The sequence below is a fragment of the Pseudomonas sp. MF6767 genome, assembly GCF_016405475.1.
Classification (GTDB): Bacteria; Pseudomonadota; Gammaproteobacteria; order Pseudomonadales; family Pseudomonadaceae; genus Aquipseudomonas; species Aquipseudomonas paracarnis.
In genome coordinates this window covers 78,453-95,452 of sequence record NZ_JAEKCY010000007.1, presented here as the reverse complement: position 1 = coordinate 95,452, position 17,000 = coordinate 78,453, and the positions used below count along the sequence as shown (strand labels likewise).

At 60.6% G+C, this 17,000-nt stretch carries 15 protein-coding genes; 9 read left to right on the top strand and 6 right to left on the bottom strand.

All coding sequences use genetic code 11. The features are described from left to right. The first annotated feature begins 146 nt into the window (after positions 1–146). Positions 147–425 carry a 30S ribosomal protein S20 gene (gene rpsT, locus JFT58_RS13670; protein ID WP_003188401.1) on the top strand — a complete coding sequence of 93 codons (279 nt, stop codon included), beginning with the start codon at positions 147–149 and terminating at the stop codon, positions 423–425. A 279-nt stretch (positions 426–704) separates the two neighbouring features. Here rpsT and JFT58_RS13665 read toward each other — a convergent pair whose 3' ends face one another. Then, on the bottom strand, positions 705–1,190 hold the full coding sequence (locus JFT58_RS13665; protein WP_003188398.1) for an FKBP-type peptidyl-prolyl cis-trans isomerase: 486 nt from the start codon (positions 1,188–1,190) through the stop codon (positions 705–707). Here JFT58_RS13665 and JFT58_RS13660 point away from each other — a divergent pair. From JFT58_RS13660 to JFT58_RS13650, 3 genes are all read left to right on the top strand, one after another. Then, positions 1,189–1,476, top strand: coding sequence for a DUF3565 domain-containing protein (locus JFT58_RS13660; RefSeq protein ID WP_102666761.1), 288 nt, complete (start codon positions 1,189–1,191; stop codon positions 1,474–1,476). The two genes, JFT58_RS13665 and JFT58_RS13660, sit on opposite strands and share 2 nt — an antisense overlap. 79 nt (positions 1,477–1,555) lie before the next feature. Beyond that, a complete protein-coding gene (pta, locus tag JFT58_RS13655) occupies positions 1,556–3,655 on the top strand; it encodes a phosphate acetyltransferase (protein ID WP_003188396.1) in 2,100 nt (699 codons plus the stop codon). Continuing rightward, complete coding sequence (locus tag JFT58_RS13650; RefSeq protein WP_034128062.1) at positions 3,656–4,555, top strand: acyltransferase; 900 nt, start codon at positions 3,656–3,658, stop codon at positions 4,553–4,555. Positions 4,556–4,747: 192 nt separating this feature from the next. Here JFT58_RS13650 and cysN read toward each other — a convergent pair whose 3' ends face one another. From cysN to JFT58_RS13635, 3 genes are all read right to left on the bottom strand, one after another. Continuing rightward, the gene (cysN, locus tag JFT58_RS13645) at positions 4,748–6,646 is read right to left on the bottom strand and encodes a sulfate adenylyltransferase subunit CysN (RefSeq protein ID WP_054896880.1); all 1,899 of its coding nucleotides are present in this window, start codon (positions 6,644–6,646) and stop codon (positions 4,748–4,750) included. 9 nt (positions 6,647–6,655) lie between these two features. Beyond that, entirely contained in the window at positions 6,656–7,573 is a 918-nt protein-coding gene (cysD, locus tag JFT58_RS13640; protein ID WP_054896879.1) for a sulfate adenylyltransferase subunit CysD, read from the bottom strand. 253 nt (positions 7,574–7,826) lie between these two features. Next, positions 7,827–8,585, bottom strand: a complete 759-nt coding sequence (locus JFT58_RS13635) for a Nif3-like dinuclear metal center hexameric protein (RefSeq protein ID WP_054896878.1) — start codon at positions 8,583–8,585, stop codon at positions 7,827–7,829. Between the two features lie 101 nt (positions 8,586–8,686). On the opposite strand from JFT58_RS13635, the gene algW reads away from it, so the two are divergent. Both algW and JFT58_RS13625 read left to right on the top strand, forming a co-directional pair. Next, positions 8,687–9,847 carry a Do family serine endopeptidase AlgW gene (algW, locus tag JFT58_RS13630; protein WP_054896877.1) on the top strand — a complete coding sequence of 387 codons (1,161 nt, stop codon included), beginning with the start codon at positions 8,687–8,689 and terminating at the stop codon, positions 9,845–9,847. Between the two features lie 112 nt (positions 9,848–9,959). Beyond that, the gene (locus tag JFT58_RS13625; RefSeq protein WP_054896876.1) at positions 9,960–12,053 is read left to right on the top strand and encodes a TonB-dependent siderophore receptor; all 2,094 of its coding nucleotides are present in this window, start codon (positions 9,960–9,962) and stop codon (positions 12,051–12,053) included. Positions 12,054–12,577: 524 nt separating this feature from the next. Here JFT58_RS13625 and hemH read toward each other — a convergent pair. Then, on the bottom strand, positions 12,578–13,603 hold the full coding sequence (gene hemH / locus JFT58_RS13620) for a ferrochelatase (protein WP_054896875.1): 1,026 nt from the start codon (positions 13,601–13,603) through the stop codon (positions 12,578–12,580). 14 nt (positions 13,604–13,617) lie between these two features. Next, the gene (locus tag JFT58_RS13615) at positions 13,618–14,517 is read right to left on the bottom strand and encodes a TIGR01777 family oxidoreductase (protein WP_054896874.1); all 900 of its coding nucleotides are present in this window, start codon (positions 14,515–14,517) and stop codon (positions 13,618–13,620) included. A gap of 212 nt (positions 14,518–14,729) precedes the next feature. Here JFT58_RS13615 and JFT58_RS13610 point away from each other — a divergent pair, with 212 nt between their 5' ends. The 3 genes from JFT58_RS13610 (at position 14,730) to JFT58_RS13600 (ending at position 17,000) form a co-directional block, all read left to right on the top strand. Then, a complete protein-coding gene (locus JFT58_RS13610; protein WP_014716849.1) occupies positions 14,730–15,716 on the top strand; it encodes an NAD(P)/FAD-dependent oxidoreductase in 987 nt (328 codons plus the stop codon). Beyond that, positions 15,713–15,928 (top strand): TIGR02450 family Trp-rich protein, encoded by a 216-nt coding sequence (locus JFT58_RS13605; protein WP_054896873.1) that lies wholly within the window; start codon positions 15,713–15,715, stop codon positions 15,926–15,928. Before JFT58_RS13610 ends, JFT58_RS13605 begins: the two co-directional genes overlap by 4 nt. A 112-nt stretch (positions 15,929–16,040) precedes the next feature. Further along, positions 16,041–17,000, top strand: a complete 960-nt coding sequence (locus JFT58_RS13600) for a YbgA family protein (protein WP_054896872.1) — start codon at positions 16,041–16,043, stop codon at positions 16,998–17,000.

The following is a 17,000-nucleotide window of genomic DNA, read 5'->3' as shown; positions in this document are numbered from 1 at the left end:
AAGCGCCGGAAATAAATCACCCGCCTCTTCAGATCGACCACTCAGCAGTTCGCATCAGCCGCCCTTGACAACCCGTCAAGTCATCGGCATGATTCGCGGCCTATTTTGTTTGCTATTTCCTAAAAAGTCTTTCGAGGAGCTCGACGGTGGCCAACACACCTTCCGCCAAAAAACGTGCAAAACAGGCTGAGAAGCGTCGCAGCCACAACGCCAGCCTGCGTTCCATGGTTCGCACCTACATCAAGAATGTAGTCAAAGCCATCGACACCAAAGACGCTGAAAAAGCTCAAGCAGCTTACGTTCTGGCTGTGCCTGTTATCGACCGTATGGCCGATAAAGGCATCATCCACAAGAACAAGGCCGCTCGCCATAAGAGCCGCCTGAATGGCCACATCAAGGCTCTGAGCGTTCCTGCTGCAGCCTAAGTGGTAACAACTGCAACGCAGCCCAGGCTGTGTAACAGTTAAGAAATGCCCCGTACCGAAAGGTCCGGGGCATTTTTGTTTGCCCCTGAAAACTGTAGGAGCGAGCTTGCTCGCGAAGATCGTTAACGATGACGCGGGAAGCCTGGCGCCCGGCGGGGCTCTCAGGTTTTTCGCGAGCAAGCTCGCTCCTACAGAAAGTTGACCGGGAATATTCTCAAGGCAAAAAAAACGCCCCGAACCAGTCGGGGCGTTTTTGCTACCACCTGATCAAAACATCAATCAATGGTGATGACCGCCTTCACCGTGGACGTGGCCGTGAGCCACTTCTTCCTGGGAAGCGTCGCGGATGGCCACGATCTTCACTTGGAAGTTCAGGCGCTGGCCAGCCAGAGGGTGGTTGCCGTCAACGGTAACGTCGTCGCCGTCCAGGTCGCGGATGGTGACGATCTGCATTTGGCCGTCCGGCGCGGAAGCGTGGAACTGCATGCCCACTTCCAGCTCATCGACACCTTCGAACATGCTGCGGCTCAAGGTGCTGACCAGTTCGGCGGAGTATTCGCCGTAGGCATCTTCAGGTTCTACGGCGACAGTCAGTTCGTCACCGACGTTCTTGCCTTCCAGAGCCTTTTCCAGGCCCGGGATGATGTTACCTGCGCCTTGCAGGTAAACCAGCGGCGCGCCGCCGGCGGAGCTGTCGATGACCTCACCAGCGTCGTTGGTCAGGGTATAGTCGATGGAGACAGCCTTGTTAGCGGCGATCGTCATGGGGCGAGACCTTTTGCATAAGAATGAAGAACGGACAAGTCTAAACAAGGATTTGCCCGAAAGCGAACGGAACCCGGACGGACGGGGCCGATCAACGGTCACGATCACAGGTTTTCATCAGGACGACGATGGGCACTGGGTGGCCGAGCTGTCTTGCGGCCACACCCAGCACCTGCGCCACCAGCCGCCCTGGCAGTCACGCGCCTGGGTGCTCGACCCCGCGCAACGCCTTGAAAAAATAGGCCAGGCCTTTGCGTGCGGCTGGTGTGCGCAAGGGCACGAATAACGATAACCTTGGCGCCTGATTCGCGGTAGGCACTCACCCATGGAGCGCCACCCAAGCCATGCACCTCCAGAGAATTCGCATGCAGACTTTTTTTATCGCGCCCACCGATTTTGGTGTGGGTCTGACCTCCATCAGCCTTGGGCTGGTGCGCACACTGGAACGGGCCGGCCTGAAAGTCGGCTTTTTCAAACCCATTGCCCAGCCACACCCTGGCGATACCGGGCCGGAACGCTCTACCGAGCTGGTGGCGCGCACCCACGGCCTGAAACCGCCGCAGCCCCTGGGCCTGGCTCACGTAGAGCGCATGCTCGGCGACGGCCAGCTCGATGAGTTGCTCGAAGAGATCATCACCCTTTACCAACAGGCAGCCGTAGGCAAAGACGTGCTGATCGTCGAAGGGATGGTGCCGACCCGCAGCGCCAGCTACGCGGCACGGGTCAACCTGCACCTGGCCAAGAGCCTGGACGCGGAAGTGATCCTGGTCTCGGCGCCGGAAAATGAAGTGCTCACCGAGCTTTCCGGCCGTGTGGAATTGCAGGCCCAACTGTTTGGCGGCCCCAAAGACCCGAAAGTGCTGGGCGTAATTCTCAACAAGGTACGCACCGACGAAAGCATGGAAGCCTTCTCGGCGCGCCTCAAAGAGCATTCGCCGCTGTTGCGCAGCGGTGATTTCCGGCTGCTCGGCTGCATCCCCTACCAACCCGAGCTGAATGCCCCGCGCACCCGCGACGTGGCCGACCTGATGGGCGCGCAGATCCTCAACGCCGGCGACTACGAAAGCCGGCGCATGACCAAGATCATCATTTGCGCGCGCACCATGCGTAACACTGTCGAGCTGCTCAAACCCGGTGTGTTGGTGGTAACCCCGGGAGATCGCGATGACATCATCCTCGCCGTCAGCCTGGCCGCCATCAATGGCGTGCCGCTGGCCGGGCTGCTGCTGACCAGCGACACCCTGCCCGACCCACGCATCATGGATCTGTGCCGAGGCGCCTTCCAGGCCGGGTTGCCGGTGTTGTCGGTGAGCACCGGCTCCTATGACACCGCCAACCAGCTCAATAGCCTCAACAAGGAAATCCCTATCGATGACCGCGAGCGTGCGGAAATCATCACCGACTTCGTCGCCAGCCACCTCGATGCGCGCTGGCTGCACCAGCGCTGCGGCACGCCAAGGGAGATGCGCCTGTCGCCGGCAGTGTTCCGTTACCAGTTGATCCAACGCGCCCAGGCCGCCAACAAACGCATCGTGTTGCCCGAAGGTAGCGAGCCGCTGACCGTACAGGCCGCCGCGATCTGCCAGGCCCGCGGCATTGCCCGTTGCGTGCTGTTGGCCAAGCCTGCGGATGTGGAGGCAGTCGCCCGCGCCCAGGGTATCGACCTGCCCGAAGGCCTGGAGATTCTCGACCCCGACCTGATTCGCCAACGCTACGTGGAGCCAATGGTCGCCTTGCGCAAGAGCAAAAGCCTCAACGCGCCCATGGCCGAGCAGCAACTGGAAGACACCGTGGTGATCGCCACCATGATGCTCGCCCTCGACGAAGTGGATGGCCTGGTCTCCGGCGTGATTCACTCCACCGCCAACACCATTCGCCCGGCGCTGCAGCTGATCAAGACCGCGCCGGGCTGCACCCTGGTGTCGTCGGTGTTCTTCATGCTGTTCCCCGAGCAGGTGCTGGTGTACGGCGACTGCGTGATGAACCCGCACCCAAGCGCTGCGGAACTGGCGGAAATCGCCCTGCAAAGCGCCGACTCGGCGGCGGCGTTCGGCATCACGCCACGGGTGGCGATGATCAGCTACTCCAGCGGTGACTCGGCCAGCGGCGAGGAGGTGGAAAAAGTCCGCGAAGCCACCCTGCTCGCCCACGAACAACAAAGTTCGTTGCTGATCGACGGCCCGTTGCAATACGACGCCGCCGCCAACGAAAACGTCGCCCGACAACTGGCGCCCAACAGCCAGGTGGCGGGCAAGGCCACCGTCTTTGTATTCCCGGACCTGAACACCGGCAACACCACCCACAAAGCCGTACAACGCAGCGCCGATTGCGTGAGCCTGGGGCCGATGCTTCAGGGCCTGCGCAAACCGGTCAATGACCTGCCACGTGGCGCCCAGGTGGACGACATCGTGTACACCATCGCCCTGACGGCGATCCAAGCCGCCAACCGACCCATGGATATCTAAATGCTGGATTTTCTACCTGCCGCCGTGCGCGGGGTGATCGCTTCGCTGTTGCTGGCGCTGAACACGATCCTGCTGTGTTCGTTCCTGTTTATCGTGGCGCTGTTCAAGGCGCTGCCGTTCGCCAAGCGCCTGAGCGAATGGCTGATGAACCACACCCACGAAGCCTGGGTTACCAACAACAAGGGCTGGATGAACCTGGTGCGCCGTACGCGCTGGCACCTGACTGGCCTTGAGGGCCTGGACTACCAGCACTCGTACCTGGTGACCAGCAACCATCAGAGCTGGGTCGACATCATGGTGTTGCAGTACGTGCTCAATCGGCGCATTCGCCCCCTGAAGTTCTTCCTCAAGCAAGAGCTGATCTGGGTCCCGGTGATTGGCCTGGCGTGGTGGGCACTGGGCTTTCCCTTCATGAAGCGCTACAGCAAGGCATATTTGGAGAAGCACCCGGAGAAGAAAGGCAAAGACCTGGAAACCACGCGCAAGACCTGTGCGAAGTTTCGCGACAACCCCGTGGGAATTTTCAACTTTGCTGAAGGCACACGCTTTACGCCGAGCAAGCATGCGCAGCAGCAATCACCGTTTCGCTACCTGCTTAAACCCAAGGCGGGCGGCATTGCGTTTGTACTGGATGCCATGGGCGAGCAGCTCAAATCACTGATCAATGTGACCATCCACTACCCCGGCGGGCGCCCAGGTTATTGGGACTTGCTGTGCGGCAACGTGAAGGACGTGGTGGTGCACTTTGAAGAGGTGCAGATCCCGGCCGAGTTCATCGGCAAGAATTATGAGCAGGATGGGGAATATCGGTTAGCGTTCCAGGGCTGGATCAACCAGTTGTGGCAAGACAAGGATGCATTGCTGGAGCAGCTTCACAAAGACTTTCCGGCCAGCCGCTGATCACATGTGGAAGCAAGTTAATGTGGGAGTTGGCTTGCCTACGATAGCGGTGGATCAGCTAAGGATAAATAAACTGACAGTCCGCCATCGCAGGCAAGCCAGCTCCCACATTGACCGAGTTCACATTTGAGAATATGTAAAAAGCCCGCCACCGATCACTCGGTGGCGGGCTTTTTTGTGCGGTTATAAAGCTTAGATCGCGCCGCGCTGACGCAACAGCTCCAGCACTTGCTTGACGCTGTCTTCCAGCGACAACGCCTGGGTGTCGATCACAAGGTCGGCATTCAACGGCACGTCATAGGGGAAGGATTCGCCAGGGATGTTATCCCCACCGGCCGCGTACAAACCTTGCGGGTCACGCTCGGCGCACACCAACGGCGATGCCTGCACGTAGACGGTCAGCAGTCGGTCCGCACCAATCAGCGCCTTGGCCTGTTCACGGCCTTCGGCATCCGGCGCAACGAAAGCCGCCAGGGTCAGCAGGCCGGCTTCGTTGAACTGACGCGCCACATGAGCCGCACGACGCCAGTTCTCGGTACGCCCGGCACGGTCTTGCGGCAACCCTTTGTTCAGATCGTGACGCAGGTTCTGGCCGTCCAGCACGAACACCGCCCGGCCCATGTCGAACAGCTTGCGCTCGACCGCATAGGCCAGAGTGCTCTTGCCAGCGCCCGACAAGCCGCTGAACAACACCGTGGCCGGCTGCTGGCCGAAACGCAGGGCGCGCTCTTCGGTGGCCACATGCGCCAGGCTGCCGTGCTGCGCAGCGCCGCCATGACCCACCGGTGGCGCGATGATCATGCCCGCGGCCACCGTGCCGTTGGTCAAGCGGTCGATCACGATGAACGCGCCAGTGGTGCGGTTGCTGTCGTAACCGTCCAGGGCGATGGCGGCGTCCAGGCTGACCTTGACCCGGCCAATCTCGTTGAGCTGCAGCGAACTCGCCGGGCCTTCGGCCAGGGTGTTTACGTCCACGCGGTGCACGATGCTGGTGATGGAACCCGGCACGTAGCTGGTGGCGCGCTTGATGTCGTATTTCTTGCCCGGCAGCATCGGTTCTTCGCCCATCCACACCAGCATGGCGTCGAAGGCGTCGGTCACTTGCGGCACGTTGTCAGCATGCACCAACAGGTCGCCACGGGAGATGTCGATCTCGTCTTCCATGGTCAAGGTCACGGCCTGGCCTGGGCCTGCGTGTTCCAGCTCACCTTCAAAGGTGACGATGGATTTGACGCGGCTGCTCTTGCCCGACGGCAATACCACCACTTCGTCGCCCTTGTGCACGATGCCACTCGCCAGGGTGCCGGCAAACCCACGGAAGTTCAGGTTCGGGCGGTTGACGTACTGCACCGGGAAACGCAGGTCGGTGTAGTTGCGATCATTGGCGATCTCGACAGTCTCTAAGATCTCCATCAGCGACTGCCCGGTGTACCAGGGCGAACGCTCGCTCTTGTTCACCACGTTGTCGCCCTTGAGCGCCGACATCGGCACAAAGGCCAGGGTGCTTGGCTTGAATGCGATACCTTCGGCGAACTTCAGGTAATCGGCTTTGATCGACTCGAATACGCTTTGGTCAAAGCCGTTGATGTCCATCTTGTTGATGGCCACAACGATGTGTTTGATACCCAGCAACGAGGCGATATAGCTGTGGCGACGGGTCTGGGTCTGCACGCCGTAGCGGGCGTCGATCAGGATGATCGCCAGGTCACAGGTGGACGCACCAGTGGCCATGTTGCGGGTGTACTGCTCATGGCCGGGGGTGTCGGCGATGATGAATTTGCGCTTGGCGGTGGAGAAATAGCGATAGGCAACATCAATAGTGATGCCCTGCTCACGCTCGGCCTGCAGGCCATCGACCAGCAACGCCAGATCGATATCGTCACCGGTGGTGCCGGACTTTTTCGAGTCGCGGGTAATGGCTTCCAGGTGATCCTCGTAGATCATCTTGGAGTCGTGCAGCAGGCGCCCGATCAGGGTGCTCTTGCCGTCGTCGACGTTGCCGCAGGTCAGGAAGCGCAACATTTCTTTGCGCTCGTGCTGGCCCAGGTAGGCGAGGATGTCCTCGCTGATCAAATCAGATTGATGCGACATGACAGCCCCTTAGAAATAGCCTTGACGTTTTTTATCTTCCATCGAGCCTGCACCATCGTGGTCGATGACACGGCCCTGGCGCTCGGAAGTTCGCGTCAGGAGCATTTCCTGAATGATGTCCGTCAGCGTCTCGGCTTCGGACTCCACCGCGCCCGTCAACGGGTAGCAGCCAAGGGTGCGGAAACGTACTTTCTTTTTGACGATGCGGGCTTTGTCTTCCTCGGACAGGTGCTCGAGGATGCGATCGTCGTCGATCATGATCAACGTGCCGTTCTTCTCGATCACGTCGCGCTCGGCGGCGAAGTACAGCGGCACGATCGGGATGCCTTCCAGGTAGATGTACTGCCAGATGTCCAGCTCGGTCCAGTTGGACAGCGGGAACACGCGGATCGACTCGCCCTTGTTGACGTTGCCGTTGTAGACGTTCCACAGCTCCGGGCGTTGGTTCTTCGGGTCCCAACGGTGCTTGCTGTCGCGGAACGAGTACACGCGCTCTTTGGCACGGGATTTCTCTTCATCGCGACGGGCGCCGCCGAATGCTGCGTCGAAACCATGCTTGTCCAGCGCCTGCTTGAGGCCCTCGGTCTTCATGATATCGGTGTGCTTGGCACTGCCGTGGGTGAACGGGTTGATGTTCTGCGCCACGCCATCGGGGTTGATGTGGGTAATCAGGTCCAGGCCCAGCTCCTCGACCATCTTGTCGCGGAACTTGTACATCTCCTGGAATTTCCAGCGAGTGTCGACGTGCATCACCGGAAATGGCAGTTTGCCCGGGAAGAAGGCCTTGCGTGCCAGGTGCAGCATCACGGCGGAGTCTTTACCGATCGAGTAGAGCATCACCGGGTTATCGAACTCGGCGGCGACCTCGCGGATGATGTGGATGCTTTCCGCCTCCAGCTGTTTCAGATGCGTCAGTTTGTCGACCATGGTTACTCACGGAAAAACGATCTTATGGACGGCCAGCGGGCCGTGTTCGAGCGAGGCATGCTAGCACAGCAACTTCTTCTATTTAGGGCGCCAGCTAGACCGAAACGATATATGAATATGCCGCCGAGTTTGGCGCTCAACTCGGTCAATGGGGGAGCTGGCTTGCCTGCGATACAGGCGCCCCGCTCATTCAGGCTGACCGAGGTGATGCCATCGCAGGCAAGCCAGCTCCCACAGTGTTCAATGCTGTGCTTTAGATCGGATTGGGGCAGTCTATGAACAGATGCTCCAGGGCAAAGCGCCGCGCCAGGTAGTCGCCCAAGGCCTGCACGCCGTAGCGTTCGGTGGCGTGATGGCCGGCGGCGATGAAGCTGATGTCGTTTTCCCGGGCGCTGTGGAAGGTCTGTTCAGACGCTTCACCGCTCAGGTACAAATCGACACCCGCGGCAATCGCCTGGTCGATGTAGCCCTGGCCGCCACCGGTACACCAGCCGACGCGGCGAATCATCTCGCTGCCTTCGATCAGCAGCGGTTCGCGGCCCATCACGTCCTGCACGCGACGGGCGAAGTCACGAGGTGACAAGGGCTCGGCCAGGGAGCCGACCAGCCCGACGATTTTTGGGTTGCCCGGGTCCAGCGGGCCTTCGACGGTGATGTCCAGGTGGCGAGCCAGTTGCACGTTGTTGCCGACATCGGCGTGCAGGTCCAGGGGCAAGTGGTAGGCCAGCAGGCTGATGTCATGCTTGAGCAGGGTTTTGAGACGGCGTTGCTTCATGCCGGTGATGCACGGGTTTTCGCCCTTCCAGAAGTAACCGTGGTGCACCAGCACCAGGTCGGCCTTGGCTTCGATGGCGGCGTCCAGCAGGGCTTGGCTGGCGGTCACGCCGCTGACGATGCGCATCACTTGGGGCCGGCCCTCGACCTGCAGGCCATTGGGGCAGTAATCGGCAATTTTGGCGCTGCCGAGGTAGCGGTCGGCTTCCTCGACGAGGGTAGTAAGGGGCACGGCCATAAAAGACTCCTAAATATCCCGTTCGCAGGCGTCACAGCCTCGTATAATGCGCGACATTATGGGCGCTCTCCCGCCCCCTGCAACCTGTCAGGACTTACTTGATGCTCAAGGCACTGCGTTTTTTTGGATGGCCATTGTTGGCTGGCGTGCTGATCGCGATGCTGATTATCCAGCGTTATCCCCAGTGGGTGGGCCTGCCCACACTGGATGTGAACCTGCAACAGGCGCCGCAGACCAACACAGTGGTGCAAGGGCCGGTGACCTATGCCGATGCCGTGGTCATCGCCGCTCCGGCGGTGGTCAACCTGTACACCACCAAGGTCATCAACAAGCCCGCGCATCCGTTGTTTGAAGACCCGCAATTTCGCCGCTACTTCGGTGACAACGGCCCCAAGCAGCGCCGCATGGAATCCAGCCTCGGCTCCGGCGTGATCATGAGCCCCGAGGGCTACATCCTCACCAACAACCACGTGACCACGGGCGCCGACCAGATCGTGGTGGCCCTGCGTGACGGCCGCGAAACCCTGGCCCGCGTGGTGGGCAGCGACCCGGAAACTGATCTTGCGGTACTCAAAATTGATCTGAAGAACCTGCCGGCCATCACCCTCGGCCGCTCCGACGGTTTGCGCGTGGGCGATGTAGCGCTGGCCATCGGCAACCCTTTCGGGGTGGGGCAAACGGTGACCATGGGCATCATCAGCGCCACCGGGCGTAACCAGTTGGGCCTTAACAGCTACGAAGATTTCATCCAGACCGACGCCGCGATCAACCCCGGCAACTCGGGCGGTGCGCTGGTGGACGCCAATGGCAACCTGACTGGCATCAACACCGCGATTTTTTCCAAGTCTGGCGGTTCACAGGGCATTGGTTTTGCCATCCCAGTGAAGCTGGCGATGGAAGTGATGAAGTCGATCATCGAGCACGGCCAAGTGATTCGCGGCTGGCTGGGCATTGAGGTACAGCCCTTGACCAAGGAACTGGCCGAGTCATTTGGCCTGACCGGGCGTCCAGGCATCGTGGTAGCGGGGATCTTCCGCGACGGCCCGGCGCAGAAAGCCGGCCTGCAACTGGGCGATGTGATCCTCAGCATCGACGGCGCCCCGGCGGGTGATGGCCGCAAGTCGATGAACCAGGTGGCGCGGATCAAGCCGACCGACAAGGTGGCGATCCTGGTGATGCGCAACGGCAAGGAGATCAAACTGTCGGCGGAAATCGGCCTGCGCCCACCACCGGCGACCGCACCATTGAAAGAAGAGCAATAACCGTCGCGATCCTAGCGCCCGTTCGCGGGCGCTGGTAAGGCTACATTTCTTAGCGATTCATTCTCATTAGGCATGTTATATTGTTTCAATATCGCTATTGGAACGCTCAATCATGCCGTCTCGAAAGTTTATGCCCTTGGCCGGCCTGGCCCTGGGTTTGCTGCTCGACCCTGCCTACGCCGAAGAAAACACCCTGGAACTGGACACCATCAGCGTCACTTCCGACGCCTATGAATCCGCCACCGGCCCGGTCGACGGCTACCGCGCCACCCGCTCTGCCAGTGCGACCAAGACCGACACGGCCTTGCGCGACATCCCGCAATCGATCAGCGTGATTCCTGCCACGGTACTCAAAGACCTGGGCAGTACCAGCGTGGAGCGCGCCCTGGAATTCGCTGGCGGCGTATCCAAGCAAAACAACTTCGGCGGCCTGACCCTCTACGAATACAGCGTGCGCGGCTTCACCACGTCCGAGTTCTACCAGGATGGTTTCAGCGCCAACCGTGGTTACCCCAGTACCCCGGACGCGGCGAATATCGAGCGCATTGAAGTGCTCAAGGGCCCCGCCGCCAGCCTGTATGGGCGTGGCGATCCCGGCGGCACGGTAAATATCGTCACCAAGAAACCCCAGCCCGAGGCCTTCACCACGCTGCAAACCAGCGCCGGCAGTTGGGACCGCTACCGCACGGCGCTGGATGTGAATACGCCGCTGGACAGCGAGGGGCGCGTGCTGACGCGAGTGAACCTGGCCGTTGAAGACAACCACAGCTTTCGCGATCACGTGGACGCCAAGCGTGTGTTTGTCGCGCCCTCCTTCAGTTGGCAACTGGACCCGGACACCACCCTGCTGGTGGAAAGTGAGTTCGTGCGCCACAGCTCCACCTTCGACCGAGGCATCGTCGCCAATACCGGCATGTCCCATTCCACCTTCCTCGGCGAGCCCAACGACGGCAATATCCGCAACCACAACAACCGCATTCAGGCGGCGTTGGAACACCACCTCAACGACGCCTGGAAACTGCGCCTGGCCAGCCATTACAAGCAAGGCAGCCTGTGGGGCGATGCTTCGGAAAGCCGAGCGTTGAACGCAGACGGCCACAGCGTCAATCGCCGCTACCGTGAACGCTCCACCGGTTGGCATGACAGCATCACCCAGCTGGAACTACGCGGGGTGTTCGATATCGGCAGTTGGCAACATGAACTGTTGATCGGTACCGAGTACGAGGATTACCGCAAGAAAGAGCGCGTGACGGCGATCGCAGGCGACTATCCCATCGACATCTACAAGCCGGTGTACGGCCAGCCCAAACCCAACGGCAAACGCTCCGGTACCGACTTCTTCGAGCAGACCAAAAGCCACGCACTGAACCTGCAAGACCAGATCATCTTCACAGACCGCCTGCGCGGCATGATCGGTGCGCGCTTCGAACACTTCGAACAAAGCACCGACGACTTCACCCGCAACCACGCCAAGGGCCGCCAAACCCACGACGCCTTCACTCAGCGCGCCGGCCTGCTCTACCAGCTCACGCCGGAAGTCGGCGTGTTTGCCAACGCCTCCACGTCGTTCAAGCCCAATAGTGGCCTGGATGCCGCTGGCAAGTCCTTCAAGCCTGAAGAAGGCGTGGGTTATGAGGTGGGGGTCAAGAGCGAGCTGTTTGATGACCGCCTCAGCGCTACCTTGGCGGCCTTTCATATCGAAAAGGAAAACGTGCTGACCCTGGACCCGGCGACCAACCTCAACCGCGCCATGGGCAAGGCCCGCAGCCAGGGGTTCGACCTGCAAGTAACCGGGCAAGTGACCGACGCAGTCCGCGTGATCGGCGCCTTGGCCTACATCGACGCTGAAGTGACCAAGGGCGACAAAACCATTCCTACGGGCAGCCGCATTCTGGGCGTGGCCAAGCGCAGTGGCAGTGTGTTGGGCGTGTATGAGTTCCAGGAAGGCGCGTTGCGTGGCTCAGACCTGGGCGCAGCGTTCACCTATGTAGGTGACCGCTCAGGCGAAGCCGGCACGGGTTTCGAACTGCCCGCCTACCACACCGTGGATTTGCTGGCACATTACAAGGCTACGCAGAATGTGACGGTGGGGCTGAACCTCAACAACCTGTTCAATGAAAAGTACTACGAGCGGTCCTACAGCAACTATTGGGTCAACCCGGGTGAGCCGCGCAACTTCACAGTTAGCCTGACCCTTAATCTGTAGATACAGTCAAAATGTGTGGCTTGCCTGCGATGACCATAGGTAATCACGATGCGAAGCGAGCCGCTCTTGATCTTGATCTGCTTGTGATCTTGATCTCAGGCGCCCCGTTAAACCACGCTGGCCGAACGCAGGCTTGAATTCGTGGGTAACCCGGCAGGACGCCGGGTTAGCCGCCCCGCGCCATGGATGGCGCGTGGCGGCGGCCCACGGATTCAAGCCTGTGTTCGGGCACACCGAGCCTAGGCGAGGTGCCGAGTGGTGGGGCAAGAGCCCTTTGGTTACTTTGGGCTGGGCCGGCATTCCGGCTCTTTTCCAAAGTGACCCGCTGTAAAAGCGGAACCCTAAGCAGCCGTTACCGCAGGAATGGATATGTACACAATCCAACTGTGTTGACTGCCATGCCGCCTTCGCGAGCAAGCCCGCTCCCACAATTGGTCCGCGGGGGGGTCAAGTAGGGAAGCGTCGCGGTTAGGCCACCATCGCAGGCAAGCCAGCTCCCACAATTGGATCACCGCAGGGCTCGATTACAAGGCAACCGGCGCTCGTTCGCACAGGGTATTAAGCGCTGCCGCCCACTGCGGCTCATCATTCAGGCAAGGCACCAACACCAACTCCTCGCCCCCCGCTTCACGAAATTGCTCGCGACCGCGATCGCCAATTTCCTCCAACGTCTCAATACAGTCGGCGACGAACGCCGGGCACATCACCAGCAGCTTCTTCACCCCTTGCTGGGCCAATGCCTCAAGGCGTGCCTCGGTGTAGGGTTCGATCCACTTGGCCCGGCCCAGGCGGGACTGGAACGCCACCGACCATTTGCCCTCCGGCAAACCCAGCCGCTCGGCCACATCCCGCGCCACGCTGAAGCACTGCGCGCGGTAACAGGTGGCAAGCACTTCAGGGGATGCGTTCTTGCAGCAGTCGGCATCCTTGAAGCAGTGCTGGCCCGTGGGGTCGAGCTTGGTCAGATGACGCTCAGGCAAGCCATGGAAACTGAGCAGCAAGTGATCGTATTCCTGCTCCACATAAGAGCGCACACTCGCCGCCAGCGCATCGAGGTACTCAGGCTGATCGTAGAACGGTTGCAGGATCGAAAACTGCACATTCAGTTGCTTGTCGCGCACCACTCGCTTGGCTTCCTCTATCACCGTGGTGACGGTGCTGTTGGCAAACTGCGGGTACAACGGCGCCAGTGTGATTTTTTGAATACCCTGGGCGGCCAGGCGTGTCAGGACCGTTTCCAGGGACGGCTCGCCATAACGCATCGCCAGTTCCACCGGGCCCTGGGTCCACTGCGCGGTCATCTGCTGCTGCAGGCGGCGGCTCAGCACCACCAACGGCGAGCCCTCATCCCACCAGATCGACGCATAGGCATGGGCCGATTGCTCGGGGCGCTTGATCAGGATCAGCGATACCAGCAAGCGCCGCACCGGCCACGGCAAGTCGATCACATAAGGGTCCATCAGGAACTGATTGAGGTAGCTGCGCACATCGGCCACTGAAGTGGACTTTGGCGAACCCAGGTTGACCAGTAACAACGCGTGATCGGTCATGCAACATCCTATCTTTAGAGGCGGCTGGACAAGTCGTCCAGAGCCGCACGCAACTCAGTGAACTGGAAAGTGAAACCTGCGGCCTGCAGCCGTTCAGGCAAAGCCTTTTGCCCGCCCAGCAACAAGCCGGACAACTCACCCAGGCCAACCTTCAACGCAAATGCCGGCATCGGCATGAACGCCGGGCGGTGCAGCACCTGGCCCAGGGTCTTGGCAAATTCGCGGTTGCGCACCGGGTGCGGCGCGCAGGCATTATAAGGACCGTTGGCGTCTTGCTTGTGCAGAAGAAAATCAATCAGGGCGATTTGATCCTTGATATGCACCCAGGGCATCCACTGCCGTCCATTGCCAATCGGCCCGCCCAGCGCCAGTTTGAACGGCAGCAGCAGGCGCGACAAAAAGCCGCCCTCGGCAGACAGCACCAACCCCGTACGCACCAGCACCACGCGAATGCCCAAGGCTTCGGCACGCTGGGCGGTTTCCTCCCAGGCGATACACAACTGGCTGGGGAAGTCATCCAGCACCGGGCCGCTGGCTTCGGTCAGTTCGCGCTCGCCGCCGTCGCCGTACCAACCCACCGCAGAGCCGGAGATCAGCACCGCCGGTTTTTGCTCCAGGCTTTCCATCCAGGCCAGCAAGGTTTCGGTGAGGTGAATGCGACTGTTCCACAGCAATGCCTTGCGCTTGTGGGTCCAAGGCCGGTCCGCGATAGGCGCGCCTGCCAGGTTGACCACCGCGTCCACCGTGCCAATCACCTCTTGTAGGCGAGCCACTCCGAGCACCTGCGCACCGCACACCCGGGCGACCGTTTCCGGTTGCCGGCTCCACACCGTCAGGCGGTGGCCTTGCGCGAGCCAGTGCTTGCAGAGTTGACGGCCGATCAAGCCGGTACCGCCGGTCAGCAAAATATGCATGGGACTCTCCTCATGTAACGTTCGCCGCCGCTCACTGGTCTATTTTATAAGCAGGGATCAATTTGATAATTGAGCGTGACGGGGGTTCAAGCCTTAGCTTAACCATAGGTCACGCCACACAATCAGGCACGCCAAAACTTATACCAAAAAACAATATTGTACAGCTATTGGTGTCGGCGTAGTCTGTACCCAACGGTAAAACGAGGCCTCCCATGACTGTTCCCATCGCGATCATTGGTACCGGCATCGCCGGTCTCTCCGCCGCCCGAGCGTTACAAGACGCTGGGCATGCAGTGCAACTCTTCGATAAAAGCCGCGGCAGCGGTGGCCGCATGTCCAGCAAGCGCAGCGACGCCGGCGCGCTGGATATGGGCGCGCAATACTTCACCGCTCGCGACCGGCGCTTCGTCAACGAAGTGCAGCGCTGGCAAAGCAACGGCTGGGCCGAGCAGTGGAAGCCCCAGCTGTATAACTTCAAGTCCGGGCAATTGACGCCCTCCCCCGATGAGCAGATCCGCTGGGTGGGCACGCCGCGCATGAGCGCCATCACTCGCGCCCTGCTCGACGACTTGCCGGTGGAGTTCGGTTGCCGCATCACCGAAGTCTTCCAGGGCACGCAGCACTGGAACCTGCTCGACGCGGACGGCGGCAATCACGGCCCTTTCAGTCACGTGATCATTGCCACGCCGGCGCCCCAAGCCACCGCCCTGCTGGCCGCCGCGCCCAAGCTGGCGAGCGCCGCCGCCGGGGTAAAAATGGACCCGACCTGGGCCATCGCCCTGGCGTTCGACAAGCCCCTGGATACGCCGATGGAGGGCTGCTTCGTGCAAGACAGCCCCCTCGACTGGCTGGCGCGCAACCGCAGCAAGCCCGGGCGCGATACCACCCTCGACACCTGGGTGCTGCACGCCACCAGCGCCTGGAGCAAGGCCCACCTGGACCTGCCCAAGGAAGCGGTGATCGAACACCTGCACGGCGCCTTTGCCGAATTGCTGCACAGCGCCATGCCTGCGCCGTCGTTCAGCCTGGCGCACCGTTGGCTCTACGCGCGCCCATCGAGCAGCCATGAATTCGGCGTGCTGGCCGACGCCGACCTGGGCCTGTTCGTCTGTGGTGACTGGTGCCTCTCCGGCCGGGTGGAAGGTGCCTGGTTGAGTGGCCAGGAAGCGGCGCGACGCTTGATCGAGCACTTGCAATGAACCGCATCAACCCCGCCAAACTGCTGCTGTCAAAATGGACGGCAGCTCATCCCCGCCACAAGGAAAAACACTTCCTGGTCACCGAATTGTTCCGTGACGACGAGGGCACGGTGCTGGACATCGAACTGCAGGCCATCCTTACTCGGCGCGCCGAACGCCTGCCCTGGCAGACCCTGAAAAACGCTGAGGACTGGACAATCGGCTGGAAATAAAGCGGCGGCACAACCCTGTACAAAATATTTGACTTGTACAACATCGAGCCTATGATGAGATTTAGTTGTACAAGTTTTGTAGCTTGTACAGGATTCTTGCAGAGGTTTGCTTATGTCCAGCCGTGTGAAACCGAAGATCGCCATCAGCGCCTGCCTTCTGGGTGAGAACGTGCGCTTCAATGGCGGTCATAAACAGTCCCTGCTATGCAGTCAGACCCTCAGTGACTATTTCGATTTCGTCCCGTTGTGCCCTGAAGTTGCCATCGGCCTGGGCATTCCTCGGCAAGCGATCCGCCTGGTCGGGGACCCCAACCACCCGCAGGCCGTGGGCAGCGTAAACCCTGCGCTCAATGTCACTCAGCCACTGGATGATTACGGCCAGCAAATGGCCCGGGAACATACCGACCTGTGCGGCTACATCTTCATGCAAAAGTCACCGTCCTGCGGCCTGGAGCGGGTCAAGGTGTACCGCGACAACGGCACGCCCGTCGACGGTGGCGGGCGCGGCATTTACGCCCAGGCGTTTTGTGCTCGACACCCCAACCTGCCGGTGGAGGAAGACGGTCGCCTGAACGACCCGGTGCTGCGGGAAAACTTCCTCACCCGCGTATTCGTGTACGCCAGTTGGCAGCAACTGTTGGCCGACGGCCTTACCCGTCACCGCTTGCTGACGTTTCACTCGCGCTACAAGTACCTGCTGATGGCCCACAGCCCGGCGCATTACAAAAGCCTGGGCCACTTGCTCGGCAGCATGGGCAAGGGCATTGACCTGCAAGCTTTGGCCGACGGCTATTTCAGCGAACTGATGGCGGGCCTGAAAAAATGCGCGACTCGCGCTACCCATACCAATGTGCTGCAACACATCAGTGGCTATCTCAAGCAAGCCATCAGTGCCGATGACAAACAGGAAATGCAGACCGTCATCGGCCAATACCGCCACGGCATCGTGCCACTGGTGGTGCCGCTGACCCTGCTCAAACACCACTTTCGCCAACATCCGGACCGCTACATCGCGCAGCAGGCCTACTTGCAACCGCACCCGGAAAACCTCAGCCTGCGTAATGCGATCTAA